We start from the raw sequence: 24,561 nt of genomic DNA, 5'->3' as shown, positions 1-24,561 counted from the left end.
TTGGCGCTGATCCCTCCATCTGCAATTTTATACAAGAACCTGCACGTCATCCCCCATTAAGATGCTGGCATCATCTGACATGGAGAGATATGAATGAGCTTTTTGTTTCTGTGGTTAGGCGTGATGTTCCCGCTGGTATTCAGTCCCGGTCCCGCTAATATCGTGTTTGCTGCGTCTGGTGCCAGTGTGGGTGTCCGGCGGTCGTTGCCCTTACTCTTTGGCATCGACAGTGTTTTTCTGGTGAAGTCCCTGATCATCGGTCTCGGCTTAGGTGCGTTTATCGAACAATATCCGATGGCTTTACAGGTGCTTCAATGTGTGGGGGCGCTGTATATCCTGTATCTGGCGATCGGCTTCCTGAAAACCAGTCTGTATGCGCAGGGTGAGGCCCAAAAGCCGCTGGGTTTTGTCGATGGGGTGCTGATTCAGTTGCTGAACAGCAAAGGCTGGTTGTTGGTGTTGCTGATGTTTTCGCTTTTTTCCGAGAAGGCGCATCAGGAGTTCGGCGAGCAGGCGATCTGGGTGCTGGTTGCCTGGCTTGCCGTGCTGAATATTTCTATGCATCTGGTCTGGATCTGGGCGGGTGGCTTACTGGCAAAGATGTCGGGGAACCGAAAAAATCAGAAAGTGCAGGGATTCATTTATTTTCTGTCACTGGGGCTGGTTGCTGTCTGGTTACTGGTGGATAACGGTCTCTGGAGAACCCTGAGTTTCTAGTCAGAAAGACAGGCTGGCAGCGGTGGCCGCCGGCCTGTTGATGGCTTCCCGTTTTATCCCTTTCCGCGTGCCGGCAGTTTGCGTCTGCCAACCGCGCGCCAGAGCCTTTGTTTGATCCAGCCATGGCCGCTGACCAGCACAATCCCGGTGATCACCATGGATGCACCATAAACAAAGCCCGGTTCAATGGCTTCATCCAGCAGCCAGGCACCCAGTACGACACCATAAAGTGGTGTCATGAAGGACAACACCCCCAGGCGTGATGCGATATAGGTATTGAGCATCCAGAACCACACCAGTAATCCAGCGAAAGAAATGACCAGCGTTTGAAAAGCCACGCTGGTGATTGCCAGCGGGGTCGGATTGATTGTTGTCTGTCCTGTCAGGAATGCCGTTGCAACCAGCACCAGACACGCCATGGTGAGCTGGTAAAGCAAGGTTTGCTCTGAAGGGACCCGGGCCAGCCGGGTGCTGCGGATCAGCACGACGGTTGCCCCCCAGGCCAGACCGCCGAGTAACGCCAGAAAATCCCCCCAGAGCTGATTGGGTTGCGTGTTCACCGGGCTGGTGCCGTCGTGCAGCAGGAAGGTGATGGCAATGCCGCCAAAGGCCAGCAAAATACCCGTCCATTGCGCCACTGACAAGCGCTCTGAATCAATCAGAAAATGCAGCATCAGGGCACTGAATAAAGGGGAGGTATACAGGAAAACCACCGCATGGGAAGCCGAGGTATAGCGAAGTGCTTCGCCCAGAAACAGATACTCAACCGCAAACAGCAGCCCGACCAGCAAGCCCGGTTTCCAGTTGCCATCGGCAAATGACAGCCGCTTCCGGCGCAACACCAGATACACACAGACCAGACAAGCCGCAATGCCGGATCGAATGCCAATCTGGAGGATGGGCGCGATATCATCGCCTGTTGCTTTGAGGAAGATTTGCTGTAATCCCATCACAAAACAAAACACGATCATCATCCCGACTGCGGCAGCGTCGACGGGTTTGCGCTCGCTCATTTTTCTTCCTCCGTGAAATGTTGAACATCCTGTACATCTCATGCGTGGTTGCGATTCAGGCGCGCAGCAGACGACAATCATCCCGACAAAATGCCAGAGGCAGTCAGATTCGGCAACTGCCGATTGATCATCCGCCATTTGCGGAGACGGAGACCGGGTGGATGAGATAGCTTAAGCCGAGGGCGGTTCAGCGCGTTGCCGCTTGCATTCATGCATTTTTACGTCATAATCACTTAAAAACACTTAAGCGATTGTGAGTAAATGACCCAGGAAGAACGTTTGATTCACTTAATCTCGCTGATTGAACAGCAGGGGAAAGTGATGTTGCATGAGATCTGCGAGCAGTTTTCGGTGTCGCGGGATTCGGCCCGCCGGGATCTGGTCAAACTGACCCAGCAGCCCGGCATTCAGCGTATCCGTGGGGGTGCCATGCGTGCCACGCTCACCGCCAAACTGGAATCCTACGCAGAGAAACCGGTCAGCGAGGCGAAACAATCGCTGGCTGTGTGTGCAGCCGGACTCATTGAAGCCGATGATCACTTGCTGATGGATACCAGTACCACGCTGACGCTGATGGCGGCTCGGATCAACCAGCCTGCAACAGTCGTGACGAACTCAATGGATATTTTACAGCAGTTGTCGCTCAATCCGGATGTGCGGGTGCATGTGCTGGGTGGGCGATTTGATTCGTTCCATCGCGCGATTCTGGGGGCTCAGGCCGAAAAGCAACTGCTGGATTATCGCGTCAATAAAGCATTCATCGGCGTATGTGCGCTGTCTGAAAACGGGCTTTCGACCAATAATGAGCAGGAAGCTTCTCTGAAACAAGCCATGATGGCGCAAGCACAACAAGTCATTCTGGTGTGTGAGCACGCTAAACTGGGGCAGGAAAACTTCCATCATATCTGCGGTCTGGATGCGATTGATGTACTGATCACGGACCAGCCCCTGACTCCTTCTTTTGCCGAACTTTGCGATCACCATGAGATTCAGGTGATGCTGGCGCAACCCAACCAAGGACAGCGTTAATATGTCTTATACTCCTGTAAAAACTGCAATCGTCGGCTATGGATTCTCAGCCAAAACCTTCCATTTGCCATTTATTGCCGCGCTGCCTCAGCTCGAACTCACAGCAATCAGCAGCAGTCAGCAGGCCGCGGTAGAAGCCGACTGGCCCGGTGTTGTGTGTTACAGCAAGGCTGAGTTGATGCTGGTGGAAAGCGATGCTGAGCTGGTGATCATCACTGCGCCGAACGATGTGCATTTTCATCTGGCGAAGCTGGCGCTGGAAAACGGTAAACATGTGATTGTTGAAAAGCCATTCGTCACCCGCGTGGAAGACGGGGAAGCCCTGATTCGTCTGGCCGAAGACAAAGGCCGGGTGCTGAGTGTGTTCCACAACCGCCGCTGGGATGGCGATTTCCTGACCGTGAAAAAAATGATTGAAGCGGGCACGCTGGGCGAGCTGAAGTACTTCGAATCTCATTTTGACCGTTTCCGGCCGGAAGTGCGTCAGCGCTGGCGCGAGCAGGCGCAGGACGGCGGCGGCATTTTGTTCGATTTGGCACCGCACCTGCTCGATCAGGCCATTGCATTGTTTGGCGCGCCGACTGCGCTGACCGCACAGTGTGAGATGCTGCGTCCGGGGGCCAAGACCATTGATTACTTCAACCTGATCCTGCGGTATCCGACTCACTTTGTGTATCTGCATGCCAATCTGTACAGCCCGGAACCGAACCTGCGCTACAAAGTGCTGGGTGCTGCCGGGAAGTATGAAAAATATGGCCTCGATCCGCAGGAAGATTACCTGAAAGCCGGGGTTCTGCCGGAGCAGCCGGAATGGGCCGCAGAGGCCGCATCGCAGTTTGGTCAGTTCCATCACGCGACTGGGTCTCAGGTTGTGCCAACCGAGCTGGGGGCTATCAGCATTACTTTATCGGGGTTGCGGATGCCATTCGCGAAGGCAAGGCGAACCCGGTTCCGGCTCAGGAGGCGTTGCTGAACATCCGGCTGATTGAACTGGCGATGGAAAGCAGCCGACTGGGACAGACACTGCAGGTGAACCCATGAATCCCGACGCCTTGCTTGCGCAGGAACAGACCCTGCAACTGAATCACTTTAACCATGAAACGGCCTGGGCGCTGGGCAGTCTTCTGAAAACGCTGGCTGAGTCCAGACAGGCATCTGTTGCCATAGAGGTTTATGGTTTTGGGCAAGTGCTGTTCAGCTATGCGATGCCAGAGACCAACAGCGATCATCTGGACTGGATCCGACGGAAGCGAAACAGTGTGCTGCGATACGGGAAAAGTTCGTATTATCTGGGCTGCTATAACGCGCAGAAGCAGCGGGTGTTTGAGTCTCAGCCTCACGTGAATGCCATGGACTATTGCGCGCACGGCGGCGCTTTTCCCATTCGGATCAAAGGCAGCGGGCTGGTTGGTGTCGTGACCGTGTCTGGATTACCGCAGGCAGACGATCATGCTTTAGTCACGGCAGCGCTGAAAGAGATTCAGTGGCAGCAAGACCAGTAAATCGCGGAAACTAAGCCGTCCGGGTGGACGACTTTTTGTTTCGGCGCAAGGCGTAATCGTCGCGGGATCACAGAAATCTGTGTTATGCGTGAAATTGCCTATCTCGCAGCAGTTGTCTGAATGTATTATGCGTTTGAAATCAATGACAATCATAAAAGGAGTTTCAAATGCAGTGTCCGAAATGTCATTCGAATTTTGAACATGTGACGACCCCATTGGGCGATATTGAACGTTGTACGGCTTGCAAGGGTCTGTGGCTGGATGCCTACGAAATTGAAAAAATGAAACCGCTGGCAGACACGGTCGATATCGGGGACGCCGGTATTGGTCAGTCGTTTAACCAGATTGATCAGATTGACTGTCCGGTGTGCCCGAATAACGCGCTGTTGCGACTGGTTGATCCCAAACAGCCCCACATCTGGTTTGAAAGCTGCCCAACCTGTAAAGGCCGTTTTTATGACGCCGGTGAATTTAAAGATCTGGCGAAAGTCGATTTGAGTGACTTCTTCAAGCGATTCTTAGTGGAAGAACGTCATTAACTGACCACGATAGTGTCTCATCAGCAAAGCACCACGCTTTGCTGATTTTTTATCAGGGGACATCCGTTTGGAACATATCTTCAGACAAGAAATCACGGTACAGGTTGTGAATGCATTTACCGGGGGATCGGCAAATGGCAATCCGGCTGCGGTGGTTATTCTGGCGTCCTGGCTGTGCGATCAGGCTTTGTTGTCTATCAGTCAGCAGGCTGCACAACCGGTGACTGCTTTTGTGGTCGCGCGCGACGACGGATATGACATTCGCTGGTTCAGTCCGGAAAAGGAAATCAGCCTTTGCGGTCATGGCGCTTTGGCTGCCGCAGCTTGGGTGATGACGCTGGTGCCGTCAGAGAGCATCAGCTTCTTCAGCACGTTTGGAAATCTGGAGATTGATCGAGTCGCTGATGGATACCGGATGAAGATGCCCGCATGGCGAAGAAATCGTGATCCCCAGCTCTGGCAGGAAGCAGAGTCGATGGGTTTCACCCCGCTTGATGTGTTTTCAACCCGTGACTTGATCATCGTGCTGGAATCCGCAGCAGAAGTTCGTCATTTTCAGCCGGATTTCGAACGCCTTCGCCCCCGGGATCCGCTTCAGTCTGTTATTTTGACCGCTGCCGATGGCGAGACCGGTTATGTACTCAGAAATTTTGCACCCAAGATCGGGATCAATGAAGACATCGCCACAGGTTCTGCGCAATGTTCACTGGCACCTTACTGGCTCGAACGTCTGGGTCAGCCGATTCTGGACGCGCAACAGTGTTCCTCTGAAGGTGGATATTTCCGGGTGATGGCGAATCCGGAGGGGATTGATCTCATTGTTCAGGCGGAACTGACAACTCAGATGAGACGCTGTGATGCAATGGCTTGAGACTAAGATCCCGCCTGTGGTGCTGTGGCTGTTGACGGCGCTCGGTATGAAGCTGGCAGCGCCTTATTTGCCTGTCTGGCCGCTGGGTGCGTTGCCAGCACTGATCGCAGCAATGGGCATGACACTGGCCGGCTGTACTGTCGCCGTACTGGGCGTGTGGGAGTTTCGCAGGAAACACACGACCGTGGACCCGCGCCAGCCGGAGAAGGTTTCAGTACTGGTGACGTCTGGCGTGTTTCGGTATTCCCGGAACCCGATGTATGTCGGTCTAGCCAGTTTGCTGGTGGCGCAAACCTGTTATCTGCAATCGCCATGCCTGCTACTGGGTGTCCTTTTCTTCATTGCTTACATGAACCGTTTCCAGATCATCCCTGAAGCGCGGGCGATGATTCAGCGTTTCGGCGACAGCTATCTGAATGATCAAAGACAGGTCCGGCGTTGGCTGTGAGCGGCGTCGGTCAAATTTGAGGCCTGCCTCTTATGTTTTAATCTATCAATTACAAATAGATGCAGTCAGATTAAAGCCCACTCGCAAATTGGCAGATGAATCCGCGATATTTTTTCTTCTCTGTCAGACTTCTCATTGCATGTCATGCGATGAGGAGAAAAATCATCATGAAAAAAACAATGACGTTCGTGGCTTTATCTGTTGCAGCCAGTGCTCAGGTTCTGGCTCATGATCTGTATCCGGCCGTGGCGAGTTCGCCGATTCCGCAGCAAATACAGCAACAAGGTCTTCATATTCAGCCTTTGCTCTCTGATGACAATTTTGTATTCAGGCCTTATCAACATCCATTTGACGACAAAGCATTTTTTGAGGTCTTTGCACCCAACTGGGCATCATTGCGTGAAACCCTGCTGCACTGGAGTGGCGCAACCGGGGTGGACCCCAGAGTGGTGCTGGTCACGTTGCAGGTTGCGGAACACTGGCAGCCGGACTCAGAAGTGACGGAAGCGCAGGCAGTTCAGTTCAAGGCAGCCATCAAACGGATTGCAAATCATCTTTCACAGTATTTTTATCGTTATGAAGGCGAAAGGCTAACGGCGTCCAATGCGTCGACACTGGCGATTCTCAGTACGTTGAATGACAGTCAGCTTTCGTCTGTCTGGTTGCAGCAATACGAGGCCTGGTTCGGTGAGCCGGTGCCAACGGCGGAAAGCAGAATGGAAGCGCGGTCATTCAGCAGCGTCGCACCCCCTTTTGGCTTTATGCAGATGCCCTGGCGTCAGGGTTACAGCTGGGTGCCGAATGGCCCGCATGCACACAGCGGCTCAGGGTTTCCACTGTCTTCGATTGATGTTTCGTATGACTGGCCAAGATGGGGTGGCGCAACTTACAGCGTGACGGCAGCGCACGATGGTTATGTCACTGTGCTGTCCCGTTGTCAGGTTCGGGTCACCAATGCCAATGGCTGGGGCACGAACTACTATCACATGGACGGGATTCAGGTCTCGAACGGCCAGTGGGTCAACAAGGATACCAAGCTCGGCGTGTATGCCAGCCAGAAATCCGTCGCACTGTGTGAAGGCGGCTCATCCACAGGCCCGCACCTGCATTTCTCTTTGTTGTATCAGGGACGCTTCCAGTCGATGCAAGGCACCAGTTTCGGTCCTTATCAGGTACAAACCGGACGTTACAGTTACGACGATAACTGTAACTACACCTGGCTGGTTGATCAGCGCAGCAATCAAAAAGTCTGCTTCTGGAATCGGATCGATAACCCGGCCATGTAAAGTCTGAAACATGGCTAATCCGAATATTCCCTCGCCTTGAAAAAGGTGAGGGACAGTCCGAATTTGTTGCGAGTAGTGAACATTCCCTCCCCTTGGCAAGGGGAGGGCCAGGGTGGGGTTCGTATAGCGCGCTCAGATTTGGATTTGGCGCTGGTGTTTGATAACCCCCTCCTAGTCTCCCCCTTGAAAAGGGGGAGGGACAGATCGAGCATGCTGCGAGTACTGGTTTTTCCTTCACTTTGGTAAGGGGGGAACAGATCGCGTTTGTTGTGAGCGCTGAACATTCCCTCCCCTTGGCAAGGGGAGGGCCAGGGTGGGGTTCGAACAGCGCGCGTGGATTTGGCAGTAGTGCCTGATAACCCCTCCTAGCCTCCCCCTTGAAAAGGGGGAGGGACAGATCGAGCATGCTGCGATCACTGATTTTCCCTCCCCTTGGCAAGGGGAGGGTCAGGGTGGGGTTCGAACAGCGCGCGTGGATTTGGCAGTAGTGCTCAGTAACCTCCGCCTAGCCTCCCCCTTGAAAAGGGGGAGGGACAGATCGAGCTTGCTGCGATCATTGGTTTTTCCTTCACTTTGGCAAGGGGAGGTCCAGGGTGGGGTTCGAACAGCGCGCGTGGATTTGGCAGCAGTGCACAGTAACCCCGCCTAACCTCCCCCTTGAAAAGGGGGAGGGACAGATCGAGTTTGCTGCGAGCGCCTGATTATTCCCTCCCCTTGGCAAGGGGAGGGTCAGGGTGGGGTTCGAACAGCGTGCCCGGATTTGGCAGTAGTGCACAGTAACCCCCGCCTAGCCTCCCCTTGAAAAGGGGGAGGGACAGTCCGAGCATGCTGCGATCACTGGTTTTTCCTTCACTTTGGTGAGGTGAGGAACAGATCGCGTTTGTTGTGAGCGCTGAATATTCCCTCCCCTTGGCAAGGGGAGGGCTAGGGTGGGGTTCGTATAGCGCGCTCAGATTTGGATTTGGCGCTGGTGTTTGATAACCCCCTCCTAGCCTCCCCCTTGAAAAGGGGGAGGGATAGATCGAGCATGCTGCGAGCACTGGTTTTTCCTTCACCTTGGTAAGGGGGGAACAGATCGCGTTTGTTGCGAGTAGTGAACATTCCCTCCCCTTGGCAAGGGGAGGGCCAGGGTGGGGTTCGAACAGCGTGCCCGGATTTGGCAGCAGTGCACAGTAACCCCCTCCTCACCTCCCCCTTGAAAAGGGGGAGGGACAGATCGCGTTTGTTGTGAGCGCTGAACATTCCCTCCCCTTGGCAAGGGGAGGGCCAGGGTGGGGTTCGAACAGCGCGCGTGGATTTGGCAGTAGTGCCTGATAACCCCCTCCTAGCCTCCCCTTGAAAAGGGGGAGGGACAGATCGAGCATGCTGCGATCACTGATTTTCCCTCCCCTTGGCAAGGGGAGGGTCAGGGTGGGGTTCGAACAGCGTGCCCGGATTTGGCAGCAGTGCCTGATAACCCCCGCCTAGTTTTCTCCTTGAAAAGGGGGAGGGACAGATCGAGTTTGCTGCGAGCACTGATTTTCCCTCCCCTTGGCAAGGGGAGGGCCAGGGTGGGGTTCGTATAGCGCGCTCAGATTTGGATTTGGCGCTGGTGTTTGATAACCCCCTCCTAACCTCCCCCTTGAAAAGGGGGAGGGATAGATCGAGCATGCTGCGAGCACTGGTTTTTCCTTCACCTTGGTAAGGGGGGAACAGATCGCGTTTGTTGTGAGCGCTGAATATTCCCTCCCCTTGGCAAGGGGAGGGTCAGGGTGGGGTTCGAACAGCGTGCCCGGATTTGGCAGTAGTGCTCAGTAACCCCCGCCTAACCTCCCCCTTGAAAAGGGGGAGGGACAGATCGCGTTTGTTGTGAGCGCTGAACATTCCCTCCCCTTGGCAAGGGGAGGGTCAGGGTGGGGTTCGAACAGCGCGCGTGGATTTGGCATCTGTGCACAGTAACCCCCGCCTAGCCTCCCCTTGAAAAGGGGGAGGGACAGATCGAGCTTGCTGCGATCATTGGTTTTTCCTTCACTTTGGCAAGGGGAGGGCCAGGGTGGGGTTCGAACAGCGCGCCCGGATTTGGCAGCAGTGCACAGTAACCCCCGCCTAACCTCCCCCTTGAAAAGGGGGAGGGACAGATCGAGTATGCTGCGAGCACTGGTTTTTCCTTCACTTTGGTGAGGTGAGGGCCAGGGTGGGGTTCGTATAGCGCGCTCAGATTTGGATTTGGCGCTGGTGTTTGGTAACCCCCTCCTAACCTCCCCCTTGAAAAGGGGGAGGGACAGATCGCGTTTGTTGTGAGCGCTGAACATTCCCTCCCCTTGGCAAGGGGAGGGCCAGGGTGGGGTTCGAACAGCGCGCGTGGATTTGGCAGTAGTGCCTGATAACCCCCTCCTAGCCTCCCCCTTGAAAAGGGGGAGGGACAGATCGAGTATGCTGCGAGCACTGGTTTTTCCTTCACTTTGGTAAGGGGAGGAATAGATCGAGTTTGCTGCGAGCACTGATTTTCCCTCCCCTTGGTAAGGTGAGGGAGGGACAGATCAAGTTCGCTGGCAGTACGACTGTTCTCACCCGTTCCCCACTTTTCCGCCTTGGATATTGCCTTCCCGGAGTTGGCGGAGGACCTGATCTTTCGGACCGTCGGCGACGAGCTGGCCCTGTTCCAGTACCAGAATCCGGTCGACAACATCCAGCATGCTCATACGGTGAGTAAAGAGGATCAGCGTTTCGTCGGCCCCAAGCTGACGAAGCACGTTTTTCAGATCCAATTCGGACTTGTTATCCATACTGCTGCTGGGTTCATCCATCACAAGCACTTGGGGATCGCTCAGCAGTGCACGGGCAATCGCGATGGCCTGCTTTTGACCGCCGGACAGAGACTGTCCGCCTTCGCCCACTTGCCGGTCTAATCCGGCTTCATCCTGACGAGTGAAGGCCGTGACTCCGGCGCGCTCTGCGGCACGAATGATTGCTTCATCTGAAGCCTGCGGCCGTCCGAGAGCAATATTGTCTCGGATCGAGCCATAAAACAGCATCAGATCCTGTGGCACGCTGCCGATATTCCGGCGGATATCTGTTGGGTGAAGCTGACCGATGTCCGTATCATCCAGACTGATGGCTCCTGCCGTGGGTTTGTACAGCCCCATGATCAGGCGTTCCAGGGTGGTTTTCCCCGAGCCGACTTTGCCGATGACGGCCACTTTCTCCCCCGGTTCAATGGTGAAACTCAGATCCTGAATCGCCATGCGCTGCTGGCCGGGATACTGAAAACTGACCTGACTGAACTGGATTCGCCCTTGGAGTGCCGCACGATGGATAAAGCGTTTATTGGCCTCCTGCTCTACTGGCATGGCCATCAGCTGTTCAATGATGGCTTTGGCCGATTTTGCCTGATGATAGCGGGTGGAGAGCACCGCAAGCTGGACCATGGGGCCAATCGCCCGGCTGCTCAGCATAGAAACTGCAATCAGTCCCCCCATGGTCAGTTCTCCGGCGGCAATCAGGTAGACGCCGAAAACAATCATCGCGACGGTGACAAACTGCTGGCTGAATCCGGCGGTGTTCTGAACCGAATCGGTCAGACGGCGGGATTTGATGCTCCAGTTCGCAATATGGGCAACGGCTTCTTCCCACTTGTATTGGAACTGACTCTGCGCTTCGTAGCGTTTGATGGTGTCTAAGCCGGATAAGCTTTCGATCAGATTGGCGTGTTTTTGCGATGCCAGCCGGGACCCTTCTTCAATGGTCCGGCGCAGTGGCCGCTGGACGAGCAGGCTGTAGAGCATCAGAAACACCACGGCGATGACGGGCACAATCACCAGAGGACCGGCAATCAGCCAGATGACGACCAGAAAAAGAATCGCAAAGGGCAGGTCAATCAGGGAAGCAATGGTGGCCGAGGTAAAAAACTCCCGGATAGCCTCGAATTCCTGTAAATGACGGGCAAAAGCCCCGACGGACGGCGGCCGCGATTCCATTCGGATGCCCATGACTTTGGCGAAGATACGGGCAGAAATCAGGATGTCGGATTTTTTCCCGGCAACATCAATGAAGTAGCTGCGCAGCAGTTTCAGCAGGAAATCGAAGGCAAACACAATGGTGATCCCGCTGGCCAGCACCCAGAGAGAGTCAAATGCCTGATTGGGAACAATTTTGTCGTACACCAAGCGCGTGAACAGGGGCGTGGCAATGGCAAAAAGGTTGATCAGAACGGACGCGATCAGCACATCCCGGTATATATTCCTGGACTGCCAGAGCGTGCCCCAGAACCAGTGCCCTTCTCTGGATTTCAGTAATTCAGGGGAGCGTTCATCGTAGCGAAAACGCTTTTTCAGCAGAAACAGGTGACCACTGTAGGTCTGACTGAGTTCTGAAAAGGGCACCCAGCGTTCTTCCTGTTCCAGATGTGGGGCCAGAATGGCAGCCTGTTGTTTTTCGTGATCGATCCCGAGCAACACGCACGCCTGATTGCCTTTCAGCAGCAAGATGGCTGGCAGCAGCAATGCCGGTAACTGATGCAGCGGGAGTTTTTCTTCTCTGGCTTCCAGTCCTGCCTTTTCTGCGGCACGGGGCAGCAGGAAGGGCGTGAGCTGGCCGTCTGCCAGCGGCAAATCTGCAATCAGCGCATCCGGGGTGTTGGACACGCCATAATGACGGCTGACATAAATCAGAGCCGTCAGTAAAGGATCACTCATGCGCTGCTTTCCCCCAGAAGACCGTCGACACCATAGCCCTGAAATCCGGTCACGGATAATTGTGCCAGCGCCTTCATTCTGGCCTCGGTTTCGATATGGGTTGCGATGGTCAGGATGTGCTGGTTCGCGGCGGTTCGGGTAATCGCACGCAGAACATCGGAGCTGACGGATTGATCCAAACGGCTGGTATAGGCCGGATCGAGCTTGACGTAATAGGGTTGGAAGCGCTGTAAATAGCCCAGCGTACTGAAATGATGCCCATAGTGGTCGATGCCAAAACGGAAATTGTAGTGACGAATGATGTCGCATAACAGACTTGTCTGTTCGAAATGCTGGACAAAAGCGATCTCCGGAATTTCGAACAGCAATCGGCCGGAAAATCTGCGATGTAATCCCATAAACCCGCCCAGCCATCGTGTAAAGCCAGCATGCGTGATACTGCTGATGCTGAGGTTGACGGTCAACGGTGTGGTATCTTGCATCACGCCGAGGGTCTTGGCCATTTTATTTAAGACATAGCGGTCAAGCGCGGCACCTGCGCTGAGGGTATCCAGCGCGGGCATAAATTGATTGGCCCTGAACGTTTCACCTGAGTGGCGGAAGCTCGCGTAGACTTCCCGGAACAGGGGGCGCTGCTCCGGTGAAATCGCAGTCTGCAGACTGAATGTAAACTGATCGGTCTCGATGGCTTTGGTCACCATCGCCAGCCACTGCTGACGGCCAAATGCAGGCAGAACGACTTCCTGACCCACGACCGCAATGGGCTGGTCCTTTTGAAGGCTGGCCCGGTTTAACGCATTGTCGGCAATCGAGAGGAGTGCCGACACGGATTCAATGCCATGACTCATGACCACGGCTGCAGCACAGCGGGGACTGGTTTGCCCGTTCTGAGCCGGGCTTAGCTTCTGGGTGATCGCCAGCATCCGTTCCGCTGTTTCCACCAGGGCTTTTCTGGACTGTGTCGGGCTGATGTACATCAACTCGGTGTGACTCAGCCGACCCAGCGTGGATTGGGTGGTCTGCATCTCCGCCAGTTGGCGCGCAAGACTGGCAATCATCGGATCACCTGCCCGATATCCCTGTTCCTGATAGACCGTTTCGATGTGATCTGCCCGAAGAATGATGATGCCGCCCTGATGCTGACCAGTCAGCAACGCATCCAGTTGCGATCTCAAAAACCGCCGGTTTGCGAGCCCGGTGACTGAATCCTGATAAGCTTGCACGCGCAGCCGATCTGCCTCTTCGGCCTGTTGCTGAAATTGCTGTTGCAACCGACTGTTCATGTGGTTGAAGGCTTGTACCACGTCATGAAGCTCTCGCGTGGCAGGCAGGGGCAAAGGCGCACCAAAATCATTGCGGGAAATCGCTTGGGCCTTGGTTTGCAGCCGATGAAGCGGCTGACGGATGATTCGGTTTAATCCGAAGAATAAAGCCGCTGCACCGATGCCAAGAATGGCCGTCAGCGTCAGAAAAAGCTGGTTCGCGTTCCGCCACAATTGACGGTGCAGGACCGTGGTATTGCTGGTCATCGACAATTCTGCGGTCTGAAGCCAGCCACTGGTGAGCGTCATACTTCGGGTGACGGGCGAAACCGGCAGCCATTGCCGGAAAATGGCAGGTACATCGGAAGCTTCTTGTGGGTATTCCCGGTTAATCACTGCATTCGGGGTGAAAATTTTCAGGGAGACATGCTGATAAAAACTGCCATCAAACATGGCATTGATCACGGATTCCGCGCCCACGACGTCCTGCTCATCCAGATAAGGCGTCAAGGCCAGCCCGGCTGCATTCAGCGCATTGTCGAGGTCAATGGACTGCTGGTGGAGCAGATAGCTGCGTGAACTGTGGATCTGGATATAGAACACACAGGCCAGCAGTAGGGTAAATACCAGCAAGAGCCAGATGAATGTTTGCCTGTACAGCGTCATGCGTCCTTTCCCCTAATCCTGATCCAGATGAATAATGGGCTTGTGCATCTGTTGTGAATCAAAGCGTTGTCTCAGATTCGTCCAGCGCTTGAGCCGGGAAGCTTTGCCTGCAAGCTGTCCCTGACCTTGTTGTTTCACCAGCCAGAGCTGGCTGGCGTTAAAACTGTAGACGGGTTTCAAGTCCTGCCGTTCTGTCGCTTGTTTGATCTCCGGGATCAGGTTATCCAGCAAGACGGGAACCGCATGAGGTTCGGGATAATAGGCCAGCACCATATGGAACTGGTTCAGGGTCAGCGCTTTGACATACACCAACCGCAGTTTCTCATCGGCGACGCCCAGTTCGCGAAGAGAAAAATATTTGGCGATAGTGAAATCCTCGCAGTCTCCGCCCGCAGCCCCGATGAATTCCAGAGGCGTTGCCCAGTAATCTGTTTCTCCCCAGAGCTGGATGTCATCAACAAAATGCAACTGATTAAAGAAACGGTTCACGGCTTCCAGCTTGGCGGTTTCCTGCTGTGCTGAAACATCGGTCAGGAGCTGACGCCAGGCGATCATCCGTTTTCCTGCACGCTCACCGTAATAATCGGCCACCCGCGTGACGGCCGCCAGTTCCTGCTCATTCAGTGCATTGAGAGGGGAAGCAATCAACAGACAGCAAATCAACAGCCATTGCTTCACGTGTATTACCGCAGTATTGCCAGAGTAAGATGCCTGTTCATGGTGTTACTGACTCCTTGTCGTAAAGATGGTCCAGCGTTCAAGAACGCCCTGATCGGCTCCCGTTACTGTAGCAGTCACACGGCGACTGAGAATATTCGTTTGTTCACGTGTCTGGCCCTGAACTGGATCATGATCACCAAATCCGACGGTTCGCACCCGGGCCGGAGCAATGCCCTGTGCCAGCAGTAATTGCCGCACGTTGGCCGCCCGACGCTGAGATAAATCCTGATTATGGGAAGCACCACCAACCGGGCTAGCGTAGCCTTTCAGTTCAATCGCGGTTTCCGGATAGTGTTTCAGAAAATTTGCCATTTTGATGATTTGGGATCGAAACGCGTCCGGAATCACATCGGAATCATTGGCGAACAGAATGTGCAGTTCATTGGTCCGTTCGCTGGCAACGTACGCCGGACAGCCGTCGTTGTTGACGATCGCCGGGAGCGGGGTGTCCGCGCAGCGTTCACGCGCATTGATGACGCCATCTGAATCCTGATCCAGTAAATCACGGGACTGTTCAGCAACCGGTGGGTCCCCCACTGTGGTTGCGCAGCCCAATGGCAGTAAAAACATCAGTAAGCAAAGCATGTGCTGTGTGCGTGTCATAAAGCCTCCTTCTCAACAGACCTCAGCGTACTGACGCTGTCCATTCATCCGGGACATCGACCCGCATTTCGTCCAGCAACTGTCCGGTTGCGTTCAGGACCCGGTAACGGGCCAGAATCCCATCGTAATCGGCCTGCAAATAGGCTTTTCGGGCTTCAAACAGTTCGTTTTCTGTGTTCAGCACATCCAGCAGGGTGCGCTGGCCAATCTGGAATTGCTTCTCGTAAGCCGTTACAGTGCGTGCTGCCGCATCGACATGTTTCTGCAGATACTGAGTCTGGCGCTCTGACAGTTCCAGGGCACTCCAGGCAAGGCGGGTGCTTTGATTCAGCAGACGATAGGCCCGATCGCGGATGTCTTTGGATTGATTGACTTCATAGGCGGCCCGGCGGCTTTCAGCGAGATCCGTTCCCCCGTTGTACAGGTTATAGCGCATGCGCAGTCCGGCTTTCAGTTCATCGGTATGACCGGGTGTCCCTTCCAGATCTTCCCCCCATTCCTGAGACGCTTCAATCGTGAATGTGGGCCAGAAATCGCCTTTGGCCTGTTTGTACTGATAATTGGCTGCGTCAATGTCATTGCTGGCCGTTTTTAACGTCGGATTATTTTCCTGGGCAATCTCCATCGCCCGGTTGAGCGACGGCGGGATGAAATTGATATCGACTTCCGGACGCACCAGACTCACGGGCTGTTCGCCGACCTCGCGGTAAAACTCGGTGATTTTATCCTGCACATTGTTCTGCGAGGCAATCAGGTTGGATTCCGCGCGTGCCAGACGCCCCTCGATCTGGGATAAATCCGCAGTCGAGCCAATGCCGGCATCGGTCCGTTTTTTAATGTCGGTATAAATGCGCTGGTGGATCTGATAATTCGACTGAGAGAGAGACTGGACTTCCTGCGCCTGCAACACAGCCAGATATACTTCCGCAACCCGCAGTGCTTTGTCCTGAGCATCCGCCAGCAACTGGTAACGCTGAGCTTCAGCTTCAGATTTATTCCGTTGAATATCATGATAGGTAATGGAACCGTCCCAGATGAGCTGGCGCAGACTGATGGTGGCATCAGAGGTATTGTAATCCCCGGTGTTGTTCGTGGTGTCATCATAGTCTTCATAGCCCACGCCGGCATCTAAATCCAGCGAGGGTAGATACTGGCCTCTGGAAGCCCGGATCGATTCATACCGACTCATAAAATCGTTATAGGCGCCCTTGATTTCCGGGTTGGAGGCTAACGTCTGGGCAACCGCCTGTTCCAGCGACTGTGCCGAGGCAAATCCCGTCAACAGCGCGAGCGTGAGCGCTGAACATACCTTTGTAAACCGATAATGCATTTCGCTACTCCCTGAGGGCGGAATGGCGGGCTTTCAGCACCGGGTTCAGTAAATACTGCATCACTGTCCGTTTTCCGGTGATGATATCTGCTGAAGCGATCATTCCGGGAATGATCGGAAGCGCTTCGCCGCTGTCATCCGCTAAGTTATTTTTATCTGTTCGAATTTTTACCTGATAAAAACTGTTCCCTTCTTCGTCCTGAATGGTATCGGCACTGATTTGCTCTAAAGTGCCCTCCAAACCACCATAGACTGTGAAATCATAGGCTGAAAATTTAATCATTGCCTTGAGACCCGGACGCAGGAAGCCAATATCCTGGGGTAAGATTTTTGCCTCAATCACCAGATTGTCTTCGGTGGGCACGATCGCAACGATGTCCATACCCGGTTGAATCACACCGCCGATGGTATTCACATACAGGCTTTGAATGGTGCCGGTGACCGGCGAACGAACCAGTGTGCGCTGGACTTTATCCTGTAATCCGACACTGGACTGACTGAGGGCATCCCGCCGGGTGGTTGCCTGATTGAGTTCCGACTGAGTTTCAGAACGAAATTGCAGTGCAATATCCAGCCGTTTGAATTCTGCTTCCCGGATTGCGGCCTGAATCACCGGGATTTGCAGTTCGGTTGAGCGCAGATCCTTGCGGGTTTCATTGAGCTGACGCTGGAGTTTCAGCAATTCGATTTCCGGCACAACCCCTTCTTCCGCCAGTGGCTTGGTGATGTTGTATTCGCGGTTGGCGAGCTGATAGCCCTGTCGCTGATTGTTCAGGCGGGAACGTGCTTCAACCAGTTCTTGTTGTTTTTGCTGAATCTGTTGCGCGGCGACGGCAAGCTGGCTCTCAAGATTGGTCAGGTTATCCCGGTATTCCGCTTGCTGACGCCGGACCAGAGCCGAATAGCTTTCCAGAAAATCATCCGGGAAAGAAAGTGGGGTCTGGCGTACGGTCACGGTTTTTTTCTGCCGGTCTACCGACACATTGTCTAACAGCGCATTCAGCCGGATCGCATTCGCCTGTGCGCTGGCCAGCTCCTGAGCACGCTCCCGGAAATCCGACTGAAACCGGGTATCGTCAATCAGTAATAACGGCTGGCCTTTGGTCACCTGTTCGCCCTCTCTGACCAGTAAATCTTTGACGATGCCACCCTCCAGATTCTGCACGATCTGTAATTGGGAGGACGGGATCACTTTACCGTTGCCGGAGGTGACCTGTTCCAATTCTGCCTGGGATGCCCAGACCCCGGCGACGCCGAAGAAAATGACAATCACCCAAAGCATGAGCCGGGCACTGCCCGGTGTATTGAGCAGCAATGCGGCGGTTTTATCGTCCACAAAATCAAGATGTTTGCGGTCTACTGGCGGCGTCTTCATATCCCTTCACGCTCTGTGAATCCCTGCAAAATGTCTCAAAGATAAGACTGGCAGCGATTTTCTGGCCTAAGAACCTAAGTTCTCATGTTGTCTTCAGTCTTTTTATGATGAATTTGGTCCGGAAGTGTTAAAAAAATGACGCTAAGCGACTGAATTCTTCCGTTAAGACAAGGATAGAACAACCAAATGTGAGCTGCGTCACTTTTAATCTACAATTCTTAACTAACAGATGAGATAGAAATCTCACTTTTAACTTTCTGCTCATTGTTGCGTCTACTAAACCCGGACTGTCGTAGTGTGCACTTGCGTCTGCATATGAGGTTAAATTTATGGAAGAGTTTGCCGCAAATGGTCTTGCAACCCTGACGGTTGAAAATGGTGTTGTGTTCGTCATTCAATCTGACGGTTCAGTCAGGCCGGTTGAGTTTGCTTATTCAGTCCAGCCCGATGATGTGGTGGTTGCCAACGGCTATGCCCGCTATGTCATGCTGCGCAATGGCGAGCCGGTTTTGGTGGATCGGCCCTGTCCAACCTGTGTCTTGCTCGATGGTGCCGGCGTTTGGGTGGCCGATCTGAACCAAGACATTGAATTCCGGCAACCGCAGGAACCTCAGGTCGCAGACGTCGATATTGAACAGTTACAGGCTTTGATTCTGGCCGGGGAAGACCCGACCGAAGTCTTTGAAGCGGCCGCGGCGGGCAGTGCTGCTGGCTCTTCCGGCGGAATTTCCGCCAACAGCGGTTTTGTTGTGGTGAATTACGACGGCGACAGTATTCTCACCGAAGCCGGGTTCGACACCGACTACCTGTTCGCGCCTGTGGAGACGCAGGATGAGACGGATGTCATTTATGCTGCCAGCGGCGGTGAAAACCTGAATTTATCCTTGACCGAAGGTGATCTCGCACCGAACACTTATCCGACTGAAACGACCAGCATGGTCACCATTGAAGCGGGCACTTTACCGCTGGATCCAGCCAGTTTCACTTTTGACGGCGTCTCACTTCAAGCCCTGCTGGCTGAACTGAGCAATGAAATCACATCCGGCGGACAGCCTGTTTCTTTCCGCTTTGATGCCGGACAAAATGCCATCCTCGGGGAGAGCCAGGGCCAGGCCGTACTGACTTTAGGGCTCAGCGCTGAATCCAGTGGGCGTGATGTGACGGTGACTTTCACCACGGTGCTGAGTGGTCCGGTGGATCATTTGAATGAGACAGCTGCTGGTGGACGGGTCACAAACAACAACGATGTCCTGCAGATGATTGCGGATATTCAGGGCACTGATGTTGCCGGAAATCTGATGGATTCGCCGGTCAGTGTCACGCTGACCGTGCTGGATGGGGCTGATCCGGAATTTGGCGCCGACGGCGGCACAGCGGTGGATGAATCGGCTGACATGGGCACGCCACAAAACGGCGCTGTCCCGCTGGATGTCGGCGCGGATGCCATTCAAACTCTGGTTTTTCAAGCGGAACAGCCTGATCTCACCGGGCTGACCAGCAATGGTTTTGAAACGACGCTGACGGTCGAGGGCAATCAGCTGACGCTGGTGGATTCTCGCGGTGAAACCGTGCTCACCGTCAGCATTGCGCTGGATGGCACCTATGTGGTGACACTGTTTCAGCCCATTGATGAACTGGTGTCGGAAGATATCACCTTCCAGCTGGGCGTCACGGCAACGGATTTTGACGGAGACCAGACCACAGGCATTGTGGTGCTGCGGATTACCGACGGGAATAACGCGTCGGGCGGTGAGGTGATCAATCTGACGGTGACCGAACCGGATTTCTCTCCCAATGCGTTCCCGGCGACGGATGCCAGCACGGTGACGATTGCTGCGGGCGTCGATCGCTTGGAGCCGACAACGCTGGGCATCGCCAGCACTCAAATTGATGCCTTGCTGGCCGAGCTGACCACTGAAGTTCTGTCCGGGAACCAGCAACTCACGTTCACCTACGATCCGCAAACCGACACCATTGAAGGCCGTTTACCGGATGGCACATTGGCAGTCGGCATCGTGCTGACTGCCGTGCAGAGTGCGAACGGTCTGGATTTAGATCTCACCGCAACATTAACGCAGTCTCTGCCGCTGAACCATAACCCGGCAGGCAACAGCAACGGGCTGGTGACGGTGACGGGCGAGGCGATTGTGGTGACGCTGCCGGTTCAGGTGCAGGACACGGACGGCGATTTTCTGGATGACCCCGTGCTGGTGACGGGCACCATCATTGATGGCGTGTTTCCGGCCTTCGGCGAGGACAGCGGCGCGACCGTCCATGAGTCTGACGACATTGGCGTGGCTGTCAGTGGTCAGATCGCACTGGATATCGGCAGTGATGATCTGGCGTCTGTCACCGTGATGGATAACCCCGCTCTGGCGACAGCGCTGGGAGCACTCACCAGCAACGGGAATCCGGTTACGTATACGGTCACAGACAATCTGCTGGCTGTCAGTGACAGCAACGGTGACGTGATTCTGACGGTGACGCTCAACATCGACGGCAGTTATGACGTGGTGATCAGCGATGCTTTTGATGAACTCAGCGCGGATGATCAGATTGTGCTGTCGATTGATGTACTGGCCACCGATGATGACGGCGATACCGCGCAAGGACAGATTGCAGTCACCATTCAGGATGGCGATGATGCTGCGGGTGGCGAAACGGCCGCAATCACGTTGACTGAGCCGGATTCAGACCCGGACAACTATCCTGAAAGTGGCACGGCCTCATTTGTGCTGGCTGCGGGATCGGATCGTCTGGTGCCGGACTCACTGGCCATTGACCCGGATCAGTTGGCTGATGTGCTGGCTGATCTCAGTGCCCTGTTAACGTCCGATCAGCAAGCCATCACCTTCACGGTGAATCCGGCGACCGGCGTCATTGAAGGTCGCCTGCCGGATAATACCCTGGTGCTTGAAATCAGTGTGACGGCGGCTCAGTCCGGCGATAAAGATCTGGCGGTGAACGTGACCCTGACCCAGCATGTGCCGCTGGACCATGTCGACAGCAGCCAGACCTCGCCTTATGTGGCCACCAATGGCGAGGCGATTGTCCTGACGCTGCCCTTCAATGCGCAGGATACGGATGGCGATCCGCTGACCACGCCCGCGGAAGTCACGATGACCATCAACGATGGTGATCTTCCCGATCTCCAGACGGATTCCGGCGTCACCGCCAATGAAACCACAGATAACGGACAGACACTGAATGGCGCGATTGGGGTGGATATCGGCAGTGATGGCATTGCTTCGTTGCTGTTTGACGACACTCAGCCGGATGTGCCGCTGACCAGTGACGGCAACCCGGTGTCGCTGGTGCCAAACGGGAACCAAATCACCCTGGAAGACAGTAACGGGAATGTCATTTTGACCGTGACGATCACACCGGACGGCCAATACGACGTGGTGCTGACCGGGACGCTGGATCATCAAAGCAGCGATTCGCTGGAGATCCCGATGAATCTGGTGCTGACCGATAACGATGGCGATCAGGATACCGGCGTGATCACCGTGACCGTCACAGACGGTGCGAACCCGCCGGGCGGGGAAGTGATTGCTGTCACGGTGACCGAGCCGGATCTGGATCCGAATCTTTATCCGGCAACCACGAATGCAACGGTGACGGTTGCGGCCGGGGAAGACCGGCTGGTGCCGGAATCGGTTCAGATCGCCCCGGATCAACTGGCCGCGCTGATCGCTGAACTGAATGCAGAACTGACCTCAGGCGGTGATCCCCTGACGTTTGCCATCAACCCGGCGACGGGCGCGCTGGAAGGCACGCTGGCAGACGGTACTGTGGTGCTCAGTGTCTTGCCGTCTGCGGTGCAGGTGGCAGGCAGTAAGGATATCAGCCTGACGCTGACGGTGACCCAAAACGCCCCGCTTGATCACACGGCCAGCGGCAATGCAACGGGGCTGGTGTCGGTCAACGGCGACAGCATTGCCGTCACGCTGCCAATTCAGGCCAGTGATGCGGATGGTGATCCGCTGGACACGCCCATTGCAGGGACAGTCACACTGAATGATGGTGTCGCGCCTGCGTTCTTGGATGATTCCGGGGTCAGTCTGAATGAAACGGATGATATAGGCGTGACACAAAATGGCACGATTGGTGTGGAGACCGGCAGTGATGTCATCGCCTCGCTGAACTTTGCCACAGATCAGCCTGGTCTTGCAGGCATTGAAAGTAACGGTGCCCCGGTCAGTTTGAATCAGGTGGATGAGGATACGCTTGAAATCCTCGACAGCGCCGGGACTGTGATCCTGACGGTGAATATTGATGAGAGCGGTGCGTATGACGTCACCCTGACGGGGACGTTTGACCAGACGGATACCGATCCGCTGGTGATTCCGCTCAATGTGCTGCTCACCGACGATGACGGTGATACGGCGACCGGCGTGATCACCCTGAGTATCACGGATGGGGGAGATCCCGCTGGCGGTCAGAGCATTGCTGTCACGGTCACAGAGCCGGATCTTGCGCCGAATGCTTATCCGGCGACCACCAGTGCAGACGTGGTCATCACTGCGGGCTCGGATCGCCTGGTGCCGGCGTCGGTACAGATTGATCCGACGCAGGTGCAGGCGCTGATTGATGAACTCAATGCGGAAGTCGCATCCGGAACGGAGCCGCTCAGCTTCAGTTATGACCCGGCAACCGGCGTGCTGGCCGGGGCATTGGCGGACGGCACTGTGGCAGTCAGTATTGTGCTGACCGCAACTCAGGTGCCGGACAGCAATGATGTCTCCCTGAATCTGGCCCTGACGCAGAACCTCCCGCTCAATCACAATCCAGCCGGAAACAGCGACGGCTTTGTGGCTGTCGATGGTGGTAGTCTGGTTGTGAACTTCCCGGTGCAGGCGGAAGATGTGGATGGCGACAGCCTGATCGCACCCGTTGATGCAACCGTGACCATTATTGACGGAGACATACCGCAGTTTCTGGCAGACAGCGGTGTCACGCTGAACGAAACGACCGACAACGGCGTGCTGAATCAAACCGGCAGCATTGGCGTGGACATTGGCAGCGATGCGATTGCATCGCTGAATTTTGCGCCGGATCAGCCCGGTTTACTGATGGTGACCAGCAATGGTCAGCCGGTCAGTTTTGCGGTCAGTGGCAATGAAATTACGGTGAGTGATGCCAGTGGCAATCCGGTCCTGACGGTCACCATTGCAGAAGACGGCAGCTACGATGTACTGCTGACCGGGTCTTTGGATCAGGTCGCCGGGGATTCAATCGACCTGCCGTTTCAACTGGTGATCACCGATGAAGATGGTGACACCAATACAGGCATCATCACGATAACCGTGACCGACGGGGATGATGCTGCGGGTGGCGGCACGGTAGCGTTGTCATTGACGGAACCGGATCTTGACCCCAGTGCGTATCCGGAAACGGTATCCGTGACTGGCACGGTGACGGCGGGCTCGGATGCGCTGGATGAAGACAGTGTCCAGATCGACCCGGCGCAACTGGCTGCCCTGATCGCCGAACTGGACACAGAGCTGACTTCCGGCGGTGAACCGCTTTCCTTCAGCTATGACCCGCTGACCGGGAATCTGATTGGGGCGCTGGCCGATGGGACCCCTGTACTCACCATCAGTATCACCGCCAGTCAGGCCGCGAACGGTCAGGATGTGACCCTGAACCTGACCACGACGCAACACCGGCCTTTAGACCATCAACCGAGCGGAAACAGCACCGGATTTGTGCTGGTGAGCGGCAGTGCACTGGTGGTCAATGTGCCGGTGCAGTTATCGGACACGGACGGCGATCCGCTCCAGCAACCCGTGAATGTGCAGGTCACCATCAATGATGGCGTCTTGCCAGTGCTGGGCACGGATTCGGGCACAAACTTCACCGAAACGCTGACTGAACAAACCGTCAACGGCAGTATTGCACTGGATGTGGGCAGTGATGCCATCGCGGCTTTTTTATTCGAAGACAGCCAGCCATCGCTGGATGATTTAACCTCAAATGGTGTGAATACCAGTTATACCGTGACCGGAAATGTGATTGCACTGGTGACGGATGACAATGCGTCGCCCGTGCTGACCATCACGATCAACCCAGATGGCAGCTACACCCTGGTTCAGCATCAACCGCTGGATCAGTTGAATGCCGGCGATGTCACCGAACTGGTACTGCCCGTCACGGCAGTGGATCAGGATGGGGATGTCAGTAATCCGGGCAATCTGATGATCAATATCACCGATGGCCCGGATGCGGACGGTGGTGTTCATGTCGTCATGATTCAAGAAGGGGATTTGGAAACAAGCAATCCTGCAGAAGAATATCCGGTGAGTCAGTCCACTAATTTTACAATTGCAGCTGAAACCGATGATTTAGATGTCACTTCGTTTGGAATTGCACCGGGAGCAGCGGCTGATTTATTTTCTGATATTTCTCAGATGACCTCCAATGGGGCTCAAATCACAGTGATCGTAGATGAGTCACAAGCGGGTGTTGTGGTGCTGCGTTTGGTGACTGTTGGGGGATAGAACCCGTAGTCACCATCACCTTTA

Annotated in this window: 15 protein-coding genes and 1 pseudogene; 9 read left to right on the top strand and 7 right to left on the bottom strand. The window is 54.9% G+C overall.

Features of this window, described 5'->3' with window-relative positions:
* Positions 1 to 93: 93 nt before the first annotated feature.
* Entirely contained in the window at positions 94 to 717 is a 624-nt protein-coding gene (locus KDD30_RS21860) for a LysE family translocator (protein WP_211650695.1), read from the top strand.
* A gap of 53 nt (positions 718 to 770) precedes the next feature.
* On the opposite strand, the gene KDD30_RS21855 is transcribed toward KDD30_RS21860, so the two are convergent.
* Positions 771 to 1,730, bottom strand: a complete 960-nt coding sequence (locus tag KDD30_RS21855; protein ID WP_211650694.1) for a DMT family transporter — start codon at positions 1,728 to 1,730, stop codon at positions 771 to 773.
* Between the two features lie 279 nt (positions 1,731 to 2,009).
* Between KDD30_RS21855 and KDD30_RS21850 the strand changes: the two genes are divergently transcribed.
* From KDD30_RS21850 to KDD30_RS21820, 7 genes and pseudogenes are all read left to right on the top strand, one after another.
* Positions 2,010 to 2,759: a DeoR/GlpR family DNA-binding transcription regulator gene (locus KDD30_RS21850; protein WP_249199363.1), complete on the top strand. Its 750-nt coding sequence runs from the start codon at positions 2,010 to 2,012 to the stop codon at positions 2,757 to 2,759.
* Between the two features lies 1 nt (position 2,760).
* Positions 2,761 to 3,800: pseudogene (locus tag KDD30_RS21845) on the top strand (oxidoreductase).
* Positions 3,797 to 4,261 (top strand): heme-degrading domain-containing protein, encoded by a 465-nt coding sequence (locus KDD30_RS21840; RefSeq protein WP_211650692.1) that lies wholly within the window; start codon positions 3,797 to 3,799, stop codon positions 4,259 to 4,261. The pseudogene KDD30_RS21845 and the gene KDD30_RS21840 overlap by 4 nt, the downstream one beginning before the upstream one ends.
* Before the next feature lie 167 nt (positions 4,262 to 4,428).
* Complete coding sequence (locus KDD30_RS21835; RefSeq protein WP_211650691.1) at positions 4,429 to 4,800, top strand: zf-TFIIB domain-containing protein; 372 nt, start codon at positions 4,429 to 4,431, stop codon at positions 4,798 to 4,800.
* 67 nt (positions 4,801 to 4,867) lie between these two features.
* Positions 4,868 to 5,671 carry a PhzF family phenazine biosynthesis protein gene (locus KDD30_RS21830; protein ID WP_249199362.1) on the top strand — a complete coding sequence of 268 codons (804 nt, stop codon included), beginning with the start codon at positions 4,868 to 4,870 and terminating at the stop codon, positions 5,669 to 5,671.
* On the top strand, positions 5,658 to 6,119 hold the full coding sequence (locus KDD30_RS21825) for an isoprenylcysteine carboxylmethyltransferase family protein (protein WP_211651932.1): 462 nt from the start codon (positions 5,658 to 5,660) through the stop codon (positions 6,117 to 6,119). Before KDD30_RS21830 ends, KDD30_RS21825 begins: the two co-directional genes overlap by 14 nt.
* Before the next feature lie 167 nt (positions 6,120 to 6,286).
* Positions 6,287 to 7,405, top strand: a complete 1,119-nt coding sequence (locus tag KDD30_RS21820) for a M23 family metallopeptidase (RefSeq protein WP_211650690.1) — start codon at positions 6,287 to 6,289, stop codon at positions 7,403 to 7,405.
* Between the two features lie 2,546 nt (positions 7,406 to 9,951).
* Here the strand turns inward: KDD30_RS21820 and KDD30_RS21815 are convergent.
* From KDD30_RS21815 to KDD30_RS21790, 6 genes are read right to left on the bottom strand one after another with little or no spacing between them, the layout of a single operon-like run.
* On the bottom strand, positions 9,952 to 12,078 hold the full coding sequence (locus tag KDD30_RS21815; RefSeq protein ID WP_211650689.1) for a type I secretion system permease/ATPase: 2,127 nt from the start codon (positions 12,076 to 12,078) through the stop codon (positions 9,952 to 9,954).
* Positions 12,075 to 14,006, bottom strand: a complete 1,932-nt coding sequence (locus KDD30_RS21810; protein ID WP_211650688.1) for an EAL domain-containing protein — start codon at positions 14,004 to 14,006, stop codon at positions 12,075 to 12,077. The genes KDD30_RS21815 and KDD30_RS21810 overlap by 4 nt, the downstream gene beginning before the upstream one ends.
* Before the next feature lie 12 nt (positions 14,007 to 14,018).
* On the bottom strand, positions 14,019 to 14,684 hold the full coding sequence (locus KDD30_RS21805) for a transglutaminase-like cysteine peptidase (RefSeq protein WP_249199361.1): 666 nt from the start codon (positions 14,682 to 14,684) through the stop codon (positions 14,019 to 14,021).
* 45 nt (positions 14,685 to 14,729) lie between these two features.
* Positions 14,730 to 15,329: an OmpA family protein gene (locus KDD30_RS21800; protein WP_211650687.1), complete on the bottom strand. Its 600-nt coding sequence runs from the start codon at positions 15,327 to 15,329 to the stop codon at positions 14,730 to 14,732.
* A gap of 22 nt (positions 15,330 to 15,351) precedes the next feature.
* Positions 15,352 to 16,659 carry a TolC family outer membrane protein gene (locus KDD30_RS21795; protein WP_211650686.1) on the bottom strand — a complete coding sequence of 436 codons (1,308 nt, stop codon included), beginning with the start codon at positions 16,657 to 16,659 and terminating at the stop codon, positions 15,352 to 15,354.
* A gap of 4 nt (positions 16,660 to 16,663) precedes the next feature.
* On the bottom strand, positions 16,664 to 18,034 hold the full coding sequence (locus KDD30_RS21790; RefSeq protein ID WP_211650685.1) for an HlyD family type I secretion periplasmic adaptor subunit: 1,371 nt from the start codon (positions 18,032 to 18,034) through the stop codon (positions 16,664 to 16,666).
* Positions 18,035 to 18,363: 329 nt separating this feature from the next.
* On the opposite strand from KDD30_RS21790, the gene KDD30_RS21785 reads away from it, so the two are divergent.
* Positions 18,364 to 24,537 carry a retention module-containing protein gene (locus tag KDD30_RS21785; RefSeq protein WP_211650684.1) on the top strand — a complete coding sequence of 2,058 codons (6,174 nt, stop codon included), beginning with the start codon at positions 18,364 to 18,366 and terminating at the stop codon, positions 24,535 to 24,537.
* Positions 24,538 to 24,561 lie beyond the last annotated feature (24 nt).

This window comes from Photobacterium sp. GJ3, from assembly GCF_018199995.1.
Classification (GTDB): domain Bacteria; phylum Pseudomonadota; class Gammaproteobacteria; order Enterobacterales; family Vibrionaceae; genus Photobacterium.
The sequence above is the reverse complement of the archived record's forward strand: the minus strand, read 5'-3'. Positions and strand labels throughout refer to the sequence as shown.

What these genes read in the sequence shown, in the direction of transcription:
- KDD30_RS21860 (WP_211650695.1), top strand. Translation starts at nt 94, where the DNA reads ATGAGCTTTTTGTTTCTGTGGTTAGGCGTGATGTTCCCGCTGGTATTC.
- KDD30_RS21855 (WP_211650694.1), bottom strand. Translation starts at nt 1,730, where the DNA reads ATGAGCGAGCGCAAACCCGTCGACGCTGCCGCAGTCGGGATGATGATC.
- KDD30_RS21840 (WP_211650692.1), top strand. Translation starts at nt 3,797, where the DNA reads ATGAATCCCGACGCCTTGCTTGCGCAGGAACAGACCCTGCAACTGAAT.
- KDD30_RS21835 (WP_211650691.1), top strand. Translation starts at nt 4,429, where the DNA reads ATGCAGTGTCCGAAATGTCATTCGAATTTTGAACATGTGACGACCCCA.
- KDD30_RS21825 (WP_211651932.1), top strand. Translation starts at nt 5,658, where the DNA reads ATGCAATGGCTTGAGACTAAGATCCCGCCTGTGGTGCTGTGGCTGTTG.
- KDD30_RS21820 (WP_211650690.1), top strand. Translation starts at nt 6,287, where the DNA reads ATGAAAAAAACAATGACGTTCGTGGCTTTATCTGTTGCAGCCAGTGCT.
- KDD30_RS21815 (WP_211650689.1), bottom strand. Translation starts at nt 12,078, where the DNA reads ATGAGTGATCCTTTACTGACGGCTCTGATTTATGTCAGCCGTCATTAT.
- KDD30_RS21810 (WP_211650688.1), bottom strand. Translation starts at nt 14,006, where the DNA reads ATGACGCTGTACAGGCAAACATTCATCTGGCTCTTGCTGGTATTTACC.
- KDD30_RS21800 (WP_211650687.1), bottom strand. Translation starts at nt 15,329, where the DNA reads ATGACACGCACACAGCACATGCTTTGCTTACTGATGTTTTTACTGCCA.
- KDD30_RS21795 (WP_211650686.1), bottom strand. Translation starts at nt 16,659, where the DNA reads ATGCATTATCGGTTTACAAAGGTATGTTCAGCGCTCACGCTCGCGCTG.
- KDD30_RS21790 (WP_211650685.1), bottom strand. Translation starts at nt 18,034, where the DNA reads ATGAAGACGCCGCCAGTAGACCGCAAACATCTTGATTTTGTGGACGAT.
- KDD30_RS21785 (WP_211650684.1), top strand. Translation starts at nt 18,364, where the DNA reads ATGGAAGAGTTTGCCGCAAATGGTCTTGCAACCCTGACGGTTGAAAAT.